Source organism: Sporosarcina luteola (assembly GCF_023715245.1).
Classification (GTDB): Bacteria; Bacillota; Bacilli; order Bacillales_A; family Planococcaceae; genus Sporosarcina; species Sporosarcina luteola_C.
This window is the reverse complement of the sequence record NZ_JAMBNV010000001.1, coordinates 377,647-394,840: the sequence shown is the minus strand read 5'-3', so window position 1 is coordinate 394,840 and position 17,194 is coordinate 377,647. Positions and strand designations below refer to the sequence as shown.

Genomic DNA, 17,194 nt, shown 5'->3' with positions numbered 1-17,194 from the left:
CGTTTAGGAGGTCATTCATGTCCTATATTCGTTGTTCACAGAAACTTAGTTGAAAACTGTTATTACATTATCCGTTGAACCGCTTTCCATCCGCCGCTTTCAGTAGGCGATTCATGACAGCTTGGCCGACTCCTTCATAATCCGTTTCCGCAGCGAGGATAAGATCGGCGTCCGTCAAATCGCATTGCCGGAGCGCTCCGTACAGATTCACTGCAATCGCCTCGTTGTTATTGAGCGGACCTACCGCGAAATACCAATCCGCATCCGCGATGTCGAACTCGTCGGGACCGATGACGGCAACCCGCTTCCCTTCGATGTGAAGTTGCTTGACCGCTTCCCGGATCACCGTTTCGTCAGGACGGATGACGTACAGCGGAGACTCCGGGGCGTAATGCATGTATTTCATGCCAGGTGCACGAGGCGCTTCCTCATCGGCGGCGCCCGGCGACTTGCCTTCAGCGCGAACGGGACCAATCACATCCTCGATCATCTCGCGCGTCACGCCACCTGGCCGTAGAATTTCGGGTGGACTAGCGGTCATGTCGAGCACAGTCGATTCAACGCCGACACCGGTGCGGCCGCCGTCGACGATGAGCGGAATCCGTCCTTCGAGATCAGTGAGAACATGCCCTGCTTCCGTCGGGCTCGGTTTTCCGCTGCGATTCGCACTCGGCGCGGCAAGCGGACCGCTAAGCGTGCGCAGCAATTTAAGTGCTACTGGATGATCAGGCATCCGGATACCGACCGTGTCGAAGCCCGGTGTAACGTTTTCCGCGATCACACCGGGCCTCTTATGGAAGACGAGCGTCAGCGGGCCAGGCCAAAATGCGTCCATCAGCTTGCCTGCGATTTCCGGCACATCTACCGCATAGTTATCCACATCTATTTTATTGCCAATATGTACGATGAGCGGGTTGTCGGACGGGCGCCCCTTCGCTTCGAAGATCCGCTGCACGGCAACCGCATCCGTCGCAAGCGCTCCGAGGCCATACACCGTTTCGGTCGGGAACGCGACAACGCCTCCACTTTTCAAAATATCCACAGCTTGTTGATAACTAACTGAGTTATCCATATCGTTATCCACTGAAAGAATTTCAGTTTCCAAGGTTTAAACCCCCATTTATACACAGTTTCGCACACTTATCCACAATTGTAAGTGGATAACTTTATTCAAACAACGACTTTATCCACTCCCAAACGAAGAAAGTGACCTTTTCATCGTCTGATTCTTCCACATCTTTGTCAGGAAAACAGACTCTCGGGAATAAAGAACACCACCAATTATCCCCTCGCCCACTGCCGATTTTTAAAATATACGCGTCATACGGCGCTTGAGGCGTGATGACCAAACCGGAACGCTTCGGCGGGAACAGGGCTGCCGTCCGTTCAAAGCTTACATCCTGTCCATCCGCCATCGATTGCGCGATCTGTAGAACGGTCGCTTCTATCGCTTTCAAATTATCCACAATTTCGGATTTCGACTCTGCTTGCGAAATCGCTTGATTGATCATCGGCTCGATAACTAGCCGGATTTCTTCCTTCAAGTTCTGGTCAGCAGGCGCATTTGAATGCGCAAGGATCCGGAATCTGATCTCCTCTTCCTGTTCAGCCTGCCCCGTAAATAACAGCAACGCGGATTGGATGAGGAATAGCACGAGAATGAACTCGACTACCGCCATCAAACGATCCATTCGCTTATTTGGTTTTAGATTCATAATTTCATAGTCTTGCAACATATCGATCCCCTCCTGACCACATTGTCGCCAGGGTTACGGGGTTTTATTCACCAATCTCGCAAAATATCATTCGATCTTTTCCGTTCACGTCTTTTACGATAGAAACCCGCGCGTCCGGAAACGCCTTCTGGAACAATTCGCTCACTTGTGATCCCTGAAGATAGCCGATCTCGACACCGATGAGCGATCGATTTTCCATAAGCGGCGGCAATTCTTGCGCAAGCTTCTTATAGAAGAAAAGCCCGTCATCATCCGCGAAAAGTGCATTATGCGGCTCGAAATCGACCACAGTGCGCGACATCTCTTGCGATTCTTCCACGGCGATATACGGGGGATTCGACAGGACGACGTCCCATTTTTCCGTTTTTATCGGCTCCGTCAGATTGCCGAGCCGGAAATCGACTTCGACTTCGTTCAGCTCCGCATTGCGCTTCGCGACTTTGAGAGCCGCTTCACTGATGTCCGTCGCCGTGACAAGCGCTTCGGGCCGTTCTTTTTTGAAGGCAATCGCGATCGCGCCGCTCCCTGTACCGATATCCGCCACGCGGCATTTTCCAGGAATCCTGCGGCTCCGTTCGAGTGCGCCGAGGACGAGCTCCTCCGTTTCAGGGCGCGGGATGAGCACATGTTCATTCACTTCGAACGACAGTCCGTAAAACTGTTCCGTGCCGATAATATGCTGGACGGGCTTGCCTGTAAGCAGGTCCTCGGTTTTATTCCAGAAAGCGGTTTGTTGTTCAGGCGTGAGCGGTTCTCGCAAGTCCGCGAGTAACGCGGCGCCGGATTTTTTTGTGACATGCTCCATGAGCAGCTGCGCGGCATGCGCGTCCAAGTCTTTTGAATCGAGAAGGGATTTCGCTTTATTTAAAGCTTTATATATTTGTTCAGTCATTCTGATCCAAGCTTTCCAACCGTCTTGCCTGGTCCTCGACGTTGAGTGCGTCAATCACTTCATCGAGCTTCCCTTCGATGATCTGGTCGAGCTTTTGGATCGTGAGCCCGATCCGATGATCCGTCACGCGGTTTTGCGGGAAGTTGTATGTGCGGATCCGTTCGGAACGGTCGCCCGTCCCGACAGCGGATTTCCGCTTTTCGTCGTATTCGGCTTGCGCTTCCTGCATGAATTTATCGTAAATGCGGGCGCGCAGGACTTTCATCGCCTTCTCTTTGTTTTTGATCTGCGATTTTTCATCCTGGCACGAGACGGTGATCCCTGTCGGTAAATGCGTCAAGCGGACGGCAGACATTGTCGTGTTGACGGATTGCCCACCCGGTCCGGAAGATGCAAATGTGTCGGTGCGGATGTCCTTATCGTGGATGTCGATTTCGACTTCCTCCGCTTCCGGCAGCACCGCGACAGTGGCGGTCGACGTATGGATCCGGCCGCCCGATTCAGTTTCCGGTACACGCTGTACACGATGCGCGCCGTTTTCATATTTAAGTTTGGAATACGCGCCATTCCCGTTGATCATAAAAATGATTTCCTTGAAGCCGCCAAGTTCCGTCGGCGAGGAATCCATCACTTCGACTTTCCAATGGTTCATTTCCGCGAACCGGCTGTACATCCTGTACAAGTTCCCCGCAAACAGCGCCGCTTCGTCGCCTCCCGCCGCCCCGCGGATTTCCATGATGACGTTCTTATCATCGTTCGGATCCTTCGGGACAAGCAATAGCTTCAGTCGCTTTTCAAGCGCTTCGATCTGATCATCGAGCTCGTCGAGTTCCATTTTGACAAGTTCTTTCATTTCATTGTCCAAATGCTCTTCCAACATTTCCTTCGCATTGTCATACTGCTTTGTTGCGCTTTTATATTCGCGGTACGCATCGACGGTATCCTGTAAATCGGACTGCTCCTTCGAATACGTCCGCAGCTTAGTCATATCACTCACAATATCCGGATCACTCAGCAATTCATTTAATCGCTCATATCGATCCTCAACGGCTTGAAGCCTTTCAAACATAGTCATTGCACCTCTTCGTCCTCAGTCTTTTGTATGTTTATTGTACGGGAATAAGGCGCTGAAATACAGTGATTTCTTTGAGGGGGTGGTATGATTTGGACGCGGGGCGGCTTGTTTTGGGCGCGCGGTGGATCGCTTTAGGCGCGGAGCGACTTGCTTTAGGCGCGCGGTGGATTGCTTTGGGCGCGAAGCGGCTTGCTTTAGGCGCACGGTGGATTGCTTTGGGCGCGAAGCGGATTGCTTTAGGCGCGCGGCGGATTGCTTTAAGCGCGGAGCGAAAGATCAAGCATGACGCGATTTAAAAAATGCTTTTGACAAAGCGTTCGAGCAATCACCTTATGTAAAAAGCTGTCCTGCGTCTACCTTTCATGACAAGACCTGTCTTCTTCAAAATCCTTTTAGCAACATCTTGATTTTGAATACCCGAAAACGAACGAAATTGACGATTGGTAATACCGCTGTCCATTATATAGAACCAATCATCGATAAGAGGCAGATGACAATCAGCTGCCTGATAAGTACAGCCGTGACAACGCCATTTCTTCTGGAACCACTTCATTCCGTTTAGTTTGCATTCTGGACAAATCACACCTGGGATTATATCTTCCTTGGCTATGTTTAACGTCTTTGTCAAAGGAAATGGATTATATTCCTGGTGTGAATCCACAATATCGCGGGCAATATTTCTGATGTTATTTCTACTCAATATTTCATCAGTGGCTGCCATGTTATACAACCTGATCGGGATTTCATGAGTGAATAAAATATCAGTATTTATTTCTTCTTCGATAAACAATTCGTTCGTGTAGGCCAGTCCAATCATTCCTTTTATAGGACAATCCAGCCCTCTCTCCTTTAACCATCTGTCCATGAATATCATTTTACGTTCAAGCTCGATGATTGGACTTTGAATAATTTTCCTTTCTCCTTTGATTTCCTGAATGAACTGCGTTGGGCTTGCTTTGACAGTGAGTTTTCCACCAAGATTTTTAATTTCGAAGATGATAATTTTGTCTGGCTGAATCAGCACTGAATCCATTTGAAAGTAAATTCCATTGTATAGAAGGCAAATATCATGGATTAAGCCGAATGGATAGTTTGGTCGAAATTCATTTATATGTTTGTCAAAATTCAATTCACCCCCGAATCCAGCTTTTCTTTTTCTAAGATCTTCCTCGATTTTTGAATATTGCTCGTGGTTGGTAGGCAGCCTGTTGATTAATGACTGTAAGCCTAGCAAGGATAACGGTTCGCTCCGTTTTTTCAGTAACATTTCATCACCTCAGAAGCATTGTATCAGTAATGAAATATTTCAAAATGAGAGGAAATTTTAATATCCGTCGGATAACCAGTTTAAATTTCATTTTTGGAGCCGAAATCGCATTTAAAATATTTTTTTTGAATTTGCTTCGACTACTATCATGAGCGCGGACACTCCCACTTTAAACGCGGGAACGCCCGCTTTGAGTGCCGCATGCCGCTTCACTTAAAAACGTCTACATATTTTTCCGCTGTCCTAATTTCGATCGTTAAAAAATCCTTGCCATAAATAGCTTTGATAAGGAATGGAGCGTTCGCAGTATTTCGGAATCTGAAGTCCAGGCCGCCGTAGGAGACGGTTGCATCTCTGCCTTTCGGGACGTAGCCGATATCTAATGAATGATGGTGTCGTTCGATGTATTTCACCGGAAGTTGATCGACGGCGTTGAATAGGGTTGAGGATGTTTGGCAAATTCCCCCGCCGATTCCCATGACACGTTTTTTGTTGATGATCTCGGGGGCCGGCTGGTACCCGTTCGCTTCGTCTCGTGGTCCGACGACGGTGTTGAAGGAAAATTGATCTCCCTTGCCGACGATGATTTTATTAATCGCAGCAGCGGAGAGTTCTATGTTTTTATTCCTGCCTGCGTCCGTCGGGTTGAAGTAGGTCGTATATGAAGCGATTGCAACTTCCTCCAAATGAGGGATGTCTTCGGAATCGTAGCCACTCTCCAATATGTCGATCGGCAGTTCAATCGTACCCCCTGAAGCCGACGCTTCCATTATCCGCTCCACTAATACGCTTTCACGCAATAGGATTAGCGGGTTGCCTTTGATGAGATTGCCATGTTCGTCCAATCTGTCGAGCACCATCCGTTGGTCGTATCCAGCTTTTCCATCGATTCCGCGCGCGAGCTCTTTTGCAAATTGCTCGATTTTCACTATGTACGCTGCGATGTCCATTTCATAGCCTAGATCGATTGGGGTTAATGTGTGGATCAGTTTATTGGACGTCGGGTCAATGATGTTGATAACTGGGATCGGTGCCGGTATGATTTCCGTTTGGCCAACCGGTTGCTTCGTCGATTCTGTTTGCTTTGGGGGTTCTTGTTGTTCTGTAGGTTTAGCTGCGGGTGTTTCCGCACTATCTGTCTGTTGTTCGGACGCCGACTGTTGTTGACAGCCGAGCATTCCGACTGAGCATAAGAGAACAAGGAGAACAAGCCATTTTTTCATTTCATCCACCTCCTGTATTACTAGTGTTGCCATTAGCCATAGTATTCAACGGAAGTGGATAGTGTGTTGGTATTATTCCTGTGAATAAAAAACAGCATGGAGCTTGTCCATGCTGTCTGTTCGGTATTAGTTAACTGCCACGTTGGCGGTAACGCCGTTAGGGACTTCGTGGTGCATGCGGCATCTTGCTTCGTATGCTTCGGATGCGCCGACGAGGATGATCGGATCGTCGTAGCCGGCGGGTTGTCCGTTTATGAGACGTTGTGTACGGCTGGCGGGTGATCCGCAGACGGTGCAGACCGCTTGCAGTTTTGTGACGTTTTCCGCTACGGCCATAAGCTGCGGCATCGGCCCGAATGGCTCACCGCGGAAATCCTGGTCAAGTCCTGCCACAATGACGCGGAATCCGCGATCCGCTAATTCCATAACTACATCGACGATGCCCTCATCGAAAAATTGAGCTTCATCAATGGCAATGATATCGTAAGCGTCTTTCACGAATTGCTCAATCTGAGTCGATTCGGCAACGGGTGTAGCAATCACTGTCGTTCCGTTATGACTGACGACCGCTTCCTCGCTGTATCGATCGTCGATTTCCGGCTTGAACACCGCGATTTTCTGTTTCGCAAATTGTGCGCGGCGCACACGTCGGATCAATTCCTCCGATTTCCCTGAAAACATACTGCCACAAATCACTTCTATCCAGCCGCCTTGCATTGTTACGTACATGTTGGTTCCCCTTTCAATAATCGCTCTATGTAAATGTGTTTTTTTCATTGTTGGAATGTCTATCATACATCAAAAAACCGTGGAAAGGACGTCTTTTATTTCATGTCAGGATATGTTATGGAAGGATGTATTGGACGCGGAGCACACCGCTTTGGACGCAGTATGCTTCAGTTGTCGCGCCGAATTGGTTTTTACAAATAAAGGGGTTAATTTAAAATGATTTCTATTTGTTTTATTCCCAAATTGAAAACCCGCCAAACAATGTTGGCGGGTTGGAAGGTTCTTATTCTTGTCCTTCTTCTTTGAAGCCGTACTTCTTGTTGAAGCGGTCGATACGTCCGTCCGCAGAAGCGAATTTTTGGCGTCCAGTGTAGAATGGGTGGCATTCCGAGCAAACTTCTACGCGGATTTCCTCTTTTACAGATCCTGTTTCGAATGTGTTTCCACATGAACAAGTAACTTTTGCAAGTTTGTAGTTAGGATGAATTCCTGCTCTCATCGGTCTCTCTCCTCTCGCCCTGAACCATCTGGAACAGAGTATTATTGTAAGGTATTGCATAAGACTGATGCCTTACACGGTCCGTATATGTCAACCGCATATGCAGCAGATGGTCATGAACCATACTCAAGAATTATAACAAATCTGTACTGTATGTGCAACAGTTTTATTTCGAGTGTTTACCGTAATTTTCCGCTACAGGCGGATGCTTTCCGCGGGCACGGCTTCAGCCGCTTCCCTCGCTTCGCTCAGTCCAGGGTCTTCAGCTCGCGCTGTTCCCGCAGGAGTGGTCGCCTTCCACTCTAATCAACTTGCGTTCGCTTAAATATAGTAATTATAGAACAATTACAGTAGTCCCTTCCCATTGCGATGAGCTTTCATTTCTTCATTGAGCTTGTCGAAGAATTCCTCGTTGGATTTCGATTGTCGCAGTTTTTTCAGGAAGCGTTCTGCGAAGTCGTGAGCGTCCGAAAATGTTTTTCGGATTGCCCAAAGTTTTTCCAACTGGTCGCTCGGGAGAAGAAGTTCCTCTTTCCGAGTTCCGGAGCGTCGGATGTCGAGCGCAGGGAAAATACGGCGTTCTGCGAGGCTGCGGTCGAGATGCAGTTCCATATTGCCTGTCCCTTTGAATTCCTCGTAGATGACTTCATCCATACGCGAGCCTGTGTCGATCAAAGCGGTTGCGAGAATCGTCAAGCTGCCGCCTTCCTCGAGATTCCGCGCTGCGCCGAAGAACCGCTTCGGACGGTGGAATGCAGCTGGATCGATACCGCCTGACAGTGTACGGCCGCTTGGCGGGATGACAAGGTTATAGGCGCGAGCAAGTCTCGTGATGGAATCCATTAGAATGACAACGTCGCGTTTATGTTCAACTAAGCGCATCGCTCGCTCCAAGACGAGTTCAGCGACTTTCACATGGTTTTCCGGTACTTCGTCGAATGTCGAGCTGACGACATCGGCATTGACGGAACGTTCGATGTCCGTCACTTCCTCAGGACGCTCGTCGATTAGGAGGACGATCAGTTCCGCTTCGGGATGATTCGTCGTGATCGCATTGGCGATTTCCTTCAATAGCATTGTTTTACCCGCTTTCGGCGGCGCGACGATAAGTCCACGTTGACCGAATCCGACTGGCGACACCAGATCCATAATGCGGGTCGACAGTTTCTGCGGTACTGTTTCGAGTTTAATATGACGGTCCGGGTAAAGCGGCGTGAGTCCCGGGAAGTGGACGCGTTCCCGTGCAACTTCCGGATTTTCGCCGTTGACGGCTTCCACTTGCAAGAGGCCGTAATAGCGTTCGTTCTCTTTCGGCGGACGCACTTTCCCAGTCACCTTGTCCCCGTTCCGCAGATCGAATCGTCTGATTTGGGAAGCGGAGATGTAGATGTCTTCAGAGCTCGGCGAGTAGTTGATTGGACGGAGGAATCCGTATCCTTCCGATTGGATGATTTCAAGTACGCCTTCCATGAAGAAGAAACCTTCCTGTTCGGCACGAGTTTTTAGGATGGCGAAGATCAGTTCTTTTTTTGTCAGTTTGCTGTAATAGGAGATTTTGAATTCCTTTGCAAGCTCATATAACTCTTTCAGTGTCATATTTTCCAAGCTGGCGATTGTTAGAATTGACATAGTATCGTAAACTCCACTCTTTATTTGATTTTCGTTTGTTAGGGTTTGTTTTCAATCGGGTAGGTGAATCGGACAATAGAAGGATGCCCGGCGGATTGCCGGGCGATGAGGCTTGCTATTATTAATTCAAATAAAAATATAATTAGTCTTCCATTACCAAGTTCGGTTTTTTCTTCAAGCTGTGGCGTCCTTCTACGAAACGGATTGTTCCGGATTTGGAGCGCATGACGAGTGAGTGGGTTTCGCTGTAGCCGCCTTTGAATTGGACGCCGCGCAGCAGTTCGCCGTCTGTCACTCCGGTTGCAGCGAAGATGGCGTCATCGCCTTTTACAAGATCATCCATATAGAGGACTTTGGAGACGTCAATTCCCATTTTTTCGCAGCGCAGGCGCTCTTCTTCATTTGAAGGGACGAGACGGCCTTGGATTTCCCCGCCGAGGCATTTGAGTCCGACTGCGGCGATGACGCCTTCAGGAGCTCCGCCGATACCGAACATAATATCAACGCCTGTGTCATCGAATGCTGTATTGATAGCACCCGCCACGTCTCCATCGTCGATAAGTTTGATACGCGCGCCGGTTGCTCTGATTTCTTCAATTATTTTAGAATGGCGTTCACGGTTCAGGACAGTTGCCACAACTTCATCGATTGATTTGTTTTTCGCTTTGGCGACAGCATGCAGGTTATCCGTGACGGATGCGTCGATGTTGATTTTGCCAACCGCTTCAGGTCCGACTGCGATTTTATTCATGTACATGTCAGGTGCGTTGAGGAGGTTCCCTTTGTCCGCAATTGCGATGACCGCGAGTGCATTCCAGCCTCCTGATGCGACGATGTTCGTACCTTCCACCGGATCTACTGCAACGTCCACTTCCGGACCTTGGCCCGTTCCGAGCTCTTCTCCGATATAAAGCATCGGCGCTTCATCCATTTCGCCTTCGCCGATAACGACGACCCCTTGCATCGGGATCGTATCGAACACAGTACGCATCGCTTCCGTCGCAGCGTCATCCGCTTCGTTTTTCAAACCGCGCCCCATCCAGCGAGCAGCCGATACAGCCGCTGCCTCTGTTACACGTACTAATTCCATCGATAAACTGCGTTCCATTATGATTGTTCCTCCCGTTTAGCGCATTTCAATATATAGTCTCAAATAAACGCTTTTCATTGTCTAGCTTCAGGCGCTAGACGGGTGCCTTAATTTCTGCAAAAACAGCAGAAATACGACAAATCGAACCCTTCGCAGTCCGATTCGCTGTAAGTTTCGTTACTAGTATAACATAAGCAACGTTTCACATTAATCAGTGATGGTCGCTTTTTCAGGTACCGTCTCTTTTCGGATATCCGCCCCAATGCCGCGGAGTTTCTCGATAAGATCACTGTAGCCACGTTCGATATGTTGAATTTCCTGGATTTCGGTTTCGCCGTCAGCAAGCAGTCCCGCGATGACGAGAGCCGCCCCTGCGCGCAGGTCTGATGCACGGACGGTCGCCGCTTGTAGTGGCGTAGGACCTGATAGAATGACAGATTGCCCCTCCACTTTTCCGTCGGCATTCATCCGCCGTAGTTCGTCTATTTGCTTGAAACGCGCGGAATAGATCGTGTCTGAAATGACGGAGGAGCCGTTCGCCTGCGTCAATAGTACGGAAAATGGCTGTTGAAGATCTGTCGGGAATCCAGGGTAGACGAGTGTCTTTACGTCCACCGCCAGCAGATTCTCCGATTTCGGAATGAAAATATGCTCTTCCCTTTCTTCTATCTTAACGCCCATCTCACGCAGTTTTGCGGTCAACGCTTCGACGTGGAAAGGGATGACGTTGTCGATTGTAACGCCATCTCCGACTGCCGCCGCCATGATCATGAACGTGCCTGCCTCGATCCTGTCCGGAATGATCGTATGCTTCGTTCCATGCAGCCGATCGACTCCTTCGATACGTATGACATTCGTTCCAGCACCTTTGATGTTTGCCCCCATATTCGAAAGCAATGTGGCGACGTCGATAATTTCGGGTTCTTTCGCTGCGTTTTCAATGATTGTCCGCCCTTTGGCACGGACCGCCGCAAGCATGATGTTAATTGTCGCGCCGACAGAAACGACGTCCAGATAGATTTTGGCACCGCGTAATTCATCGGCCCGCAAATAGATGGCGCCGTGTTCGTTCGTCACTTTTGCGCCTAAAGCTTCAAAGCCCTTGATGTGCTGATCAATCGGACGGGGACCAAGATGGCAACCGCCCGGGAGTCCTATAGCCGCATGCTTAAATCGGCCGAGCATGGCGCCCATCATGTAATACGATGCTCTCAGTTTTTTCACATTGCCGTTCGGAAGTGGCATAGCGACCATTTCCGACGGATCGATCGTCATCTTACCTGACTCGAATTCGACTTTCCCGCCAATGTCTTCAAGTAGTGCTTGGAGAGTGAGGACATCCGAGATTTCCGGAAGTCCGTCGATCGTGACAGGCGAATCTGCCAAGATGGAAGCCGGGATTAACGCAACGGCACTGTTTTTCGCACCGCTTACTTTTATCGTTCCACGTAGAGGATTGCCGCCTCTGATTTTATAAACGTCCATTTCAGTCTCCTTTAGGCGTTTCACTTGTTCTTTCTTGATTCCCAATCTTCGAGGAATTGCTGGATGCCTTTGTCGGTTAACGGATGGTTGAATAATTGCTTGAGCACGTTGAATGGTGTCGTCGAGATATGCGCTCCTGCAAGTGCCGCGTCTGTAATATGCTGCGGGCTGCGGATCGACGCTGCGATGATTTGCGTATCCATGTCATGAATTGTGAAGATATCCGCGATTGTGCTGATCAGTTGGATTCCTTCTTGACCGATATCATCAAGTCTGCCGAGGAATGGGGAAACATATGTGGCTCCAGCGCGTGCAGCAAGTAATGCTTGGTTGGCACTGAAAATGAGGGTCACGTTTGTTTTGATGCCTTCTTGAGCGAATACGGAGCACGCTTTCAGACCTTCCGGCGTCATTGGTAGTTTCACTGTGATGTTCGGCGCGATTTTCGCAAGCTCGCGTCCTTCTTCGATCATTCCTTCCGCGTCGAGTGCAATGACTTCCGCGCTGACTGAACCGGGTACGAGTGATGTGATTTCGCGCAGGCGGTCGTGGAATGAAATATTTTCTTTCGCAACTAAAGATGGGTTTGTTGTTACACCGGAGATGATTCCCCAGCTATGTGCTTCTTTGATTTCTTCGAAGTTTGCCGTATCGATGAAAAATTTCATGTGTATAGTTCCTCCTCTTATGAATGGAAAAGAAGGAGAATGCATCTTGGTTTTCGATGCTTCTCCTATTTGTATGTCAAGATAACGCAGTTGATTTCCGTTCCGGGCGGACGTTTTCCGGGGGGCGGGCGGTGAGTCAATCGAACAGCGAAGGGTTCGATTTGCCGTATTTCTGCGCTCTTTGCAGAAATTAAGGCATCCTGCTCCCGTAGGGTCGCAAAAAATACTGCTCGCAACGCTGCGCTTGTGCTCGCAAAAGCCGTTCTTCGTGACGGCTTTCACAGGAGTCGCCGCCTTTCGCTTCAATCAATATACTCTCACATCTTCTTTTAAATCTAACTATTATTAATTATGCTTTTCCTGAGCTGCCGAATTCACGCATTTTGCTGATGACTGATTTTTTGATAGCGTCGCGCATTGGTGCCAAGTATTTACGTGGATCGTAGACGTCCTGGTCTGCGTTCAATGTTTCGCGGACGGCTTTCGTACCTTCGATTTGATTTTCGGTATTGACGTTGATTTTAGCAGTTCCAAGCGAGATGGCGCGTTGGATATCCTTTGTCGGGATGCCCGTTCCGCCATGGAGGACTAGTGGAAGGTCTGACTGGCTTGAGATTTCTTCCATTTCCTTGAATCCTAGGTTCGGCTCGCCTTTGTAAGGGCCGTGAACCGATCCAAGGGCCGGTGCCAAGCAGTCGATATCCGTGTTGTCGACAAGTTCCTTGCATTCTGCCGGGTCCGCGTAAATGACTCCGTCAGCGATGACGTCGTCTTCCTGCCCGCCGACTACACCGAGTTCAGCTTCAACGGATACACCTTTTGAATGGGCGTATTCCACAACTTCTTTCGTGATTTCAATGTTTTCTGCAAGAGGTTTGGAAGATGCGTCAATCATGACGGATGTGAAGCCCGCGTCAATCGCCTCTTTACATTTTTCGAAACTGGATCCGTGGTCCAGATGGATAGCGACAGGTACGGTGATGTTGTAATCATGCATCAACCCTTTTACCATGTTGACGACTGTTGTAAACCCGCCCATATAGCGTGCTGCACCTTCGGAAACACCGAGTATCACCGGCGAACTCTCTTCTTGCGCCGCTTGCAGGATCGCTTGCGTGTATTCAAGGTTGTTCAAGTTGAACTGACCGATTGCATATCCTTCTTTTTTTCCTTTGATCATCATTTCTTTCATTGAAACAAGTGCCATTGCATTAGCCTCCTCGGATCGTCGAGATGAATTTATTGTTTGAATCGATATTTACCTCTTTTATCATAACAAAAACAGACAGTATTTACTACTGTCTGGGTTGTGGCAGCGGCGCGTCATCGTTTCTGTATATTTATTATTCTCCACGATGTAAAATTTCTTTGACCGCGTCTCTCACTTCATAAATGTTGAATGGTTTCGTAAAGTACTTCTCTGCCCCGTTTTTAATTGCCTCTTCCGTCAGTTCGACTTCCCCGTAGGCTGTCATCATGATGACAGGAATCTGGGGCCAGTCTTTCTTCAGCCTTTTTAGCACTTCCACTCCGTCGATACCCGGCATCTTCATGTCCAGTAATACACAATCGGGTTCTTTCTCGGTAATCAATTGGAGAGCTTCAGCGCCATTTGCGGCCAACCTCGCTTCAAACCCCTCTTTAGTGAATACCTCATTTAATAAAAGTCGTATTCCGGCTTGATCATCGACGATTAGCAAACTCTTCAAAAGGCCCACCCCTTTTTTATTTATTGACCCAATAGTTATCAATTTGACAAAAAGTCTGAAAACCCTCTTTTTTTTAATTATTATTGCAAAATTGTTTTAATTCGAGAGACCGTACTGGAAAACTTGGTTTTATTCCCGGGAGAAAATATAATGGGAAACGAGGTGGTTAAGATGAAAATATTGACGACACAAATCGGCGGGCTCGTGCAGCGTGCCGGTTCAAATAATGAAGAGGCTGTCGAGGAGACGGCACGGCTGTTGGCCCAGGCGACGATCGGAGAAGGACGTGTCATTTTCGCTGGTTTCGATGAAATGGAAGCGGTCGGGTTGAACGCGGTCTTTGCTGCGGAACCGTTTCGTGGCGCAGTCCGTCATGAACAAGAGATGGAAATCCATTCTGCGGACAGGGTTTGGCTATTTGCCCGTTCAGCAACGGATGAACGAGCACTCCAGTTCGCGCGTGTGCTTGCGGAGAAATTCATTCCATTCGCGGTTGTTGCAGGCGAGAAGGCGACGGAGGACAATGAGCTGGTGGATTTGGCATATACGTATATGTCGACCGGCGTCGTGAGAGGGATTTTACCGGGTGAGGATATTGGCAGCCGGATCGTCCAGCCGAATTTATTGGCCACGCTCTTTTTGTACGAGGCGGTCAAGATTGCGTATGACGAGATGGTGAGTGAAGAAGAGTAAGCCGGAGTGTTTTTAGCGGTTGTGGGGGTTTATGATCACTTGGAGAGGGTTATGATCACTTTTCAAAAACAAAAACAGAAACCATCAGTTCATGATGGTTTCTGTTTTTTATTATTGACTATTACCCTTGATGCGTCAGCGCTGCGCGAATGAATTCGCGGATGAGCGGTGTTGGGCGGGTTGGACGTGATGCGAATTCTGGATGGAATTGAGTTCCGATGAAGAACGGGTGGTCCTTCAACTCAATGATTTCCACTAGATGGCCGTCCGGGCTTTCCCCTGCCACGATCATGCCGGCGTTTTCGAATTGCTCACGATAGATGTTGTTGAATTCGAAACGGTGGCGGTGGCGTTCGTATACCAATTCGTCGTTATACGCTTCTTGTGCTTTCGTGCCTTCCTTCAATTTGCAAGGATGCGCGCCGAGTCTCATACCCCCGGACGCCTGATCGATTTCTGCACGATCTTCGAAATCGCGGTTGTTTTCGATGACTGCGTTTTCCGTTTCACTATCGAATTCGACGGAATGTGCGTCTTTTATTCCAAGAACGTCACGAGCGAATTCTACTGCTGCAAGCTGCATGCCAAGGCCAACGCCGAAGAACGGAACGCCGTTTTCACGCGCATAGCTGATCGCTTCCATTTTGCCTTCGATGCCACGGTCTCCGAAGCCTCCTGGAACGAAGATACCATCTGCATCTTTCAAGATTTCCTCAGCGTTTTCCTTCGTCACTTCTTCGGAATTAATCCAATCAATTTCGATATCCGTATCGAATTCGTAGCCCGCATGTCGGAATGCTTCCACTCCTGAAATATAAGCATCTTGCAGCTCAACGTATTTACCGACGAGCGCAATCTTCACTTTCCGCGATAGATTTCTGACGCGGTTCACGAGCTCTTCAATTTCCGTCAAATCCGGTTCCTTCGTTTCGAGACCGAGGAAATCGACGACGATCTTGTCCATGTTTTGCGCGTGCAGTCGGATCGGAACTTCGTATAATGTCTCTGCGTCAAGCGCTTCGATCACTTCTTCCGGCTTGATGTTGCAGAAGAGGGCGATTTTATCCTTCATTTCCTGCGGGACCGGATATTCGCTTCGGACGACGATCATATTCGGCTGGATGCCGAGACTGCGCAATTCCTTTACGCTATGCTGTGTCGGCTTTGTTTTCATTTCACCGGCAGCGTGCAAATACGGAATGAGTGTGTTGTGGATATACATGACATCATCTTTGCCAAGATCCGTCTTCATTTGACGGATTGCTTCAAGGTATGGAAGTGATTCGATATCGCCGACGCTTCCACCGATTTCGGTAATAACAACGTCTGCATTCGTTTCTTGGCCCGCCCGTTTGACGAGGCTTTTGATTTCATTCGTAATATGAGGGATGACTTGGACCGTCGCCCCTTTGTATTCGCCGCGGCGCTCTTTGCGCAGGACGGAGGAGTATACTTTCCCCATTGTAACGTTGGAGTATTTGTTCAACTTGATGTCGATGAACCGTTCATAGTGGCCGATGTCAAGATCGGTTTCAGCACCGTCTTCCGTCACGAAGACTTCACCGTGCTGGTATGGGCTCATCATACGTGGGTCTAAATTGATGTAAGGATCGAATTTTTGGTTTGTGACTTGCAGGCCTCTGCTTTTCAGAAGTCTTCCGAGGGATGCGGCATTGATTCCCTTTCCTAAAGATGAGACAACTCCGCCGGTTACAAAGATATATTTAGTCATCTATAGCTCCTCCTTTGTGTTAGGGGTTCGGTTGTAGGCAGTAAAATGCAAAAAACGCTCCACTGTAGTCTATCTACAAGAGGAGCGCTTATACACGGATTCATGTGTCCTTTTTCAAGGAGCCCAAATAGAAGCTTAAATCCTTAAACGTCCGAAGTCAAGTGGAAAGTATCAGAGAAGGTCCTCTTCTTCTTCGTCTTCCTCTTCTTCGTCTTCGTCGTCAATTTCCAATTCTTCGTCGGGAACGATTTCGAGGCCTTCTTCATCATCAATCAAATCTTCTTCGATTTCGATGATTTCCTCTTCCTCTTCCTCTTCATCCAACTCTTCTTCGTCTTCATCGAGTTCGTCGAAGCCTTCTGCAAACAACTCGTCCTCGTCGATTTCTTCCTCTTCCTCGTCATCCTCGTCCTCATCGTCATACGCTTTTTTCTTTTTCTTCTTGCGGACTTTGACGACAGGAGCCGTTTCTTCCTCAATCTGATCGACCGGATACCATTCGCGCAATCCCCATTGGTTATTGTTAATGGCAAGGAATCTTCCATCGATATTCATATCTGTGTAGAATTGGAGGAGCTTGTCCTTCATTTGCTTCTCCGACATTCCAGTCAATTCACGGATTTCATTCATTAGTTGTTCAAGTGTCAATGCTTCCCGTCGTTCCGTCAATACGGCAAAAGCGATATCGATCATCGATTCTTCCTGTAGTTCTTCTTTCGTCAATTCATGTAAATTCAAATTCATCGTACGCACGTCCTTTCTCTGAG

General features: G+C 48.5%; 18 protein-coding genes. 2 read left to right on the top strand and 16 right to left on the bottom strand.

The annotated features are described in order from the left end of the window. Positions 1-67: 67 nt before the first annotated feature. The 4 genes from M3152_RS01975 to prfA form a co-directional block, all read right to left on the bottom strand. Positions 68-1,105, bottom strand: a complete 1,038-nt coding sequence (locus tag M3152_RS01975) for an L-threonylcarbamoyladenylate synthase (protein WP_251693528.1) — start codon at positions 1,103-1,105, stop codon at positions 68-70. A gap of 61 nt (positions 1,106-1,166) precedes the next feature. Continuing rightward, a complete protein-coding gene (locus tag M3152_RS01970) occupies positions 1,167-1,736 on the bottom strand; it encodes a stage II sporulation protein R (protein ID WP_251693527.1) in 570 nt (189 codons plus the stop codon). Between the two features lie 43 nt (positions 1,737-1,779). Next, the gene (prmC, locus tag M3152_RS01965) at positions 1,780-2,628 is read right to left on the bottom strand and encodes a peptide chain release factor N(5)-glutamine methyltransferase (protein ID WP_251693526.1); all 849 of its coding nucleotides are present in this window, start codon (positions 2,626-2,628) and stop codon (positions 1,780-1,782) included. Then, the gene (gene prfA, locus M3152_RS01960) at positions 2,621-3,697 is read right to left on the bottom strand and encodes a peptide chain release factor 1 (protein ID WP_251695216.1); all 1,077 of its coding nucleotides are present in this window, start codon (positions 3,695-3,697) and stop codon (positions 2,621-2,623) included. Before prfA ends, prmC begins: the two co-directional genes overlap by 8 nt. A 68-nt stretch (positions 3,698-3,765) precedes the next feature. Between prfA and M3152_RS01955 the strand changes: the two genes are divergently transcribed. After that, complete coding sequence (locus M3152_RS01955) at positions 3,766-3,999, top strand: hypothetical protein (RefSeq protein WP_251693525.1); 234 nt, start codon at positions 3,766-3,768, stop codon at positions 3,997-3,999. A gap of 29 nt (positions 4,000-4,028) precedes the next feature. Here the strand turns inward: M3152_RS01955 and M3152_RS01950 are convergent, their stop codons facing one another. The 10 genes from M3152_RS01950 to M3152_RS01905 form a co-directional block, all read right to left on the bottom strand. Then, positions 4,029-4,970 (bottom strand): nuclease-related domain-containing protein, encoded by a 942-nt coding sequence (locus M3152_RS01950; protein ID WP_251693524.1) that lies wholly within the window; start codon positions 4,968-4,970, stop codon positions 4,029-4,031. A 209-nt stretch (positions 4,971-5,179) separates the two neighbouring features. Then, positions 5,180-6,193 carry a VanW family protein gene (locus tag M3152_RS01945; protein ID WP_251693523.1) on the bottom strand — a complete coding sequence of 338 codons (1,014 nt, stop codon included), beginning with the start codon at positions 6,191-6,193 and terminating at the stop codon, positions 5,180-5,182. 126 nt (positions 6,194-6,319) lie between these two features. Further along, positions 6,320-6,922, bottom strand: coding sequence for a thymidine kinase (locus tag M3152_RS01940; protein ID WP_251693522.1), 603 nt, complete (start codon positions 6,920-6,922; stop codon positions 6,320-6,322). Positions 6,923-7,205: 283 nt separating this feature from the next. Continuing rightward, the gene (gene rpmE / locus M3152_RS01935) at positions 7,206-7,421 is read right to left on the bottom strand and encodes a 50S ribosomal protein L31 (RefSeq protein WP_251693521.1); all 216 of its coding nucleotides are present in this window, start codon (positions 7,419-7,421) and stop codon (positions 7,206-7,208) included. 345 nt (positions 7,422-7,766) lie between these two features. Continuing rightward, the gene (gene rho, locus M3152_RS01930; RefSeq protein WP_251693520.1) at positions 7,767-9,050 is read right to left on the bottom strand and encodes a transcription termination factor Rho; all 1,284 of its coding nucleotides are present in this window, start codon (positions 9,048-9,050) and stop codon (positions 7,767-7,769) included. 142 nt (positions 9,051-9,192) lie between these two features. Next, on the bottom strand, positions 9,193-10,158 hold the full coding sequence (glpX, locus tag M3152_RS01925; protein WP_251693519.1) for a class II fructose-bisphosphatase: 966 nt from the start codon (positions 10,156-10,158) through the stop codon (positions 9,193-9,195). A 189-nt stretch (positions 10,159-10,347) separates the two neighbouring features. After that, entirely contained in the window at positions 10,348-11,625 is a 1,278-nt protein-coding gene (locus M3152_RS01920; protein ID WP_251693518.1) for a UDP-N-acetylglucosamine 1-carboxyvinyltransferase, read from the bottom strand. 20 nt (positions 11,626-11,645) lie between these two features. Beyond that, entirely contained in the window at positions 11,646-12,293 is a 648-nt protein-coding gene (fsa, locus tag M3152_RS01915; protein ID WP_251693517.1) for a fructose-6-phosphate aldolase, read from the bottom strand. A 349-nt stretch (positions 12,294-12,642) separates the two neighbouring features. Continuing rightward, a complete protein-coding gene (locus M3152_RS01910; protein ID WP_251693516.1) occupies positions 12,643-13,500 on the bottom strand; it encodes a class II fructose-bisphosphate aldolase in 858 nt (285 codons plus the stop codon). Between the two features lie 136 nt (positions 13,501-13,636). Next, positions 13,637-14,002: a response regulator gene (locus M3152_RS01905; RefSeq protein ID WP_285846872.1), complete on the bottom strand. Its 366-nt coding sequence runs from the start codon at positions 14,000-14,002 to the stop codon at positions 13,637-13,639. A 150-nt stretch (positions 14,003-14,152) separates the two neighbouring features. Here M3152_RS01905 and M3152_RS01900 point away from each other — a divergent pair, with 150 nt between their 5' ends. Further along, positions 14,153-14,695 (top strand): DUF2529 family protein, encoded by a 543-nt coding sequence (locus M3152_RS01900; RefSeq protein WP_251693514.1) that lies wholly within the window; start codon positions 14,153-14,155, stop codon positions 14,693-14,695. Positions 14,696-14,816: 121 nt separating this feature from the next. Here M3152_RS01900 and M3152_RS01895 read toward each other — a convergent pair whose 3' ends face one another. Both M3152_RS01895 and rpoE read right to left on the bottom strand, forming a co-directional pair. Then, positions 14,817-16,427 carry a CTP synthase gene (locus tag M3152_RS01895; RefSeq protein ID WP_251693513.1) on the bottom strand — a complete coding sequence of 537 codons (1,611 nt, stop codon included), beginning with the start codon at positions 16,425-16,427 and terminating at the stop codon, positions 14,817-14,819. Between the two features lie 171 nt (positions 16,428-16,598). Next, complete coding sequence (rpoE, locus tag M3152_RS01890; RefSeq protein WP_316044286.1) at positions 16,599-17,171, bottom strand: DNA-directed RNA polymerase subunit delta; 573 nt, start codon at positions 17,169-17,171, stop codon at positions 16,599-16,601. Positions 17,172-17,194: the final 23 nt, after the last annotated feature.

Excerpts from the sequence above, each read along its gene's own strand:
- M3152_RS01970 (WP_251693527.1), bottom strand. The coding sequence starts at position 1,736 with ATGTTGCAAGACTATGAAATTATGAATCTAAAACCAAATAAGCGAATG.
- prmC (WP_251693526.1), bottom strand. The coding sequence starts at position 2,628 with ATGACTGAACAAATATATAAAGCTTTAAATAAAGCGAAATCCCTTCTC.
- prfA (WP_251695216.1), bottom strand. The coding sequence starts at position 3,697 with ATGTTTGAAAGGCTTCAAGCCGTTGAGGATCGATATGAGCGATTAAAT.
- M3152_RS01950 (WP_251693524.1), bottom strand. The coding sequence starts at position 4,970 with ATGTTACTGAAAAAACGGAGCGAACCGTTATCCTTGCTAGGCTTACAG.
- M3152_RS01945 (WP_251693523.1), bottom strand. The coding sequence starts at position 6,193 with ATGAAAAAATGGCTTGTTCTCCTTGTTCTCTTATGCTCAGTCGGAATG.
- M3152_RS01940 (WP_251693522.1), bottom strand. The coding sequence starts at position 6,922 with ATGTACGTAACAATGCAAGGCGGCTGGATAGAAGTGATTTGTGGCAGT.
- rpmE (WP_251693521.1), bottom strand. The coding sequence starts at position 7,421 with ATGAGAGCAGGAATTCATCCTAACTACAAACTTGCAAAAGTTACTTGT.
- rho (WP_251693520.1), bottom strand. The coding sequence starts at position 9,050 with ATGTCAATTCTAACAATCGCCAGCTTGGAAAATATGACACTGAAAGAG.
- glpX (WP_251693519.1), bottom strand. The coding sequence starts at position 10,158 with ATGGAACGCAGTTTATCGATGGAATTAGTACGTGTAACAGAGGCAGCG.
- M3152_RS01920 (WP_251693518.1), bottom strand. The coding sequence starts at position 11,625 with ATGGACGTTTATAAAATCAGAGGCGGCAATCCTCTACGTGGAACGATA.
- fsa (WP_251693517.1), bottom strand. The coding sequence starts at position 12,293 with ATGAAATTTTTCATCGATACGGCAAACTTCGAAGAAATCAAAGAAGCA.
- M3152_RS01910 (WP_251693516.1), bottom strand. The coding sequence starts at position 13,500 with ATGGCACTTGTTTCAATGAAAGAAATGATGATCAAAGGAAAAAAAGAA.
- M3152_RS01900 (WP_251693514.1), top strand. The coding sequence starts at position 14,153 with ATGGGAAACGAGGTGGTTAAGATGAAAATATTGACGACACAAATCGGC.
- M3152_RS01895 (WP_251693513.1), bottom strand. The coding sequence starts at position 16,427 with ATGACTAAATATATCTTTGTAACCGGCGGAGTTGTCTCATCTTTAGGA.
- rpoE (WP_316044286.1), bottom strand. The coding sequence starts at position 17,171 with ATGAATTTGAATTTACATGAATTGACGAAAGAAGAACTACAGGAAGAA.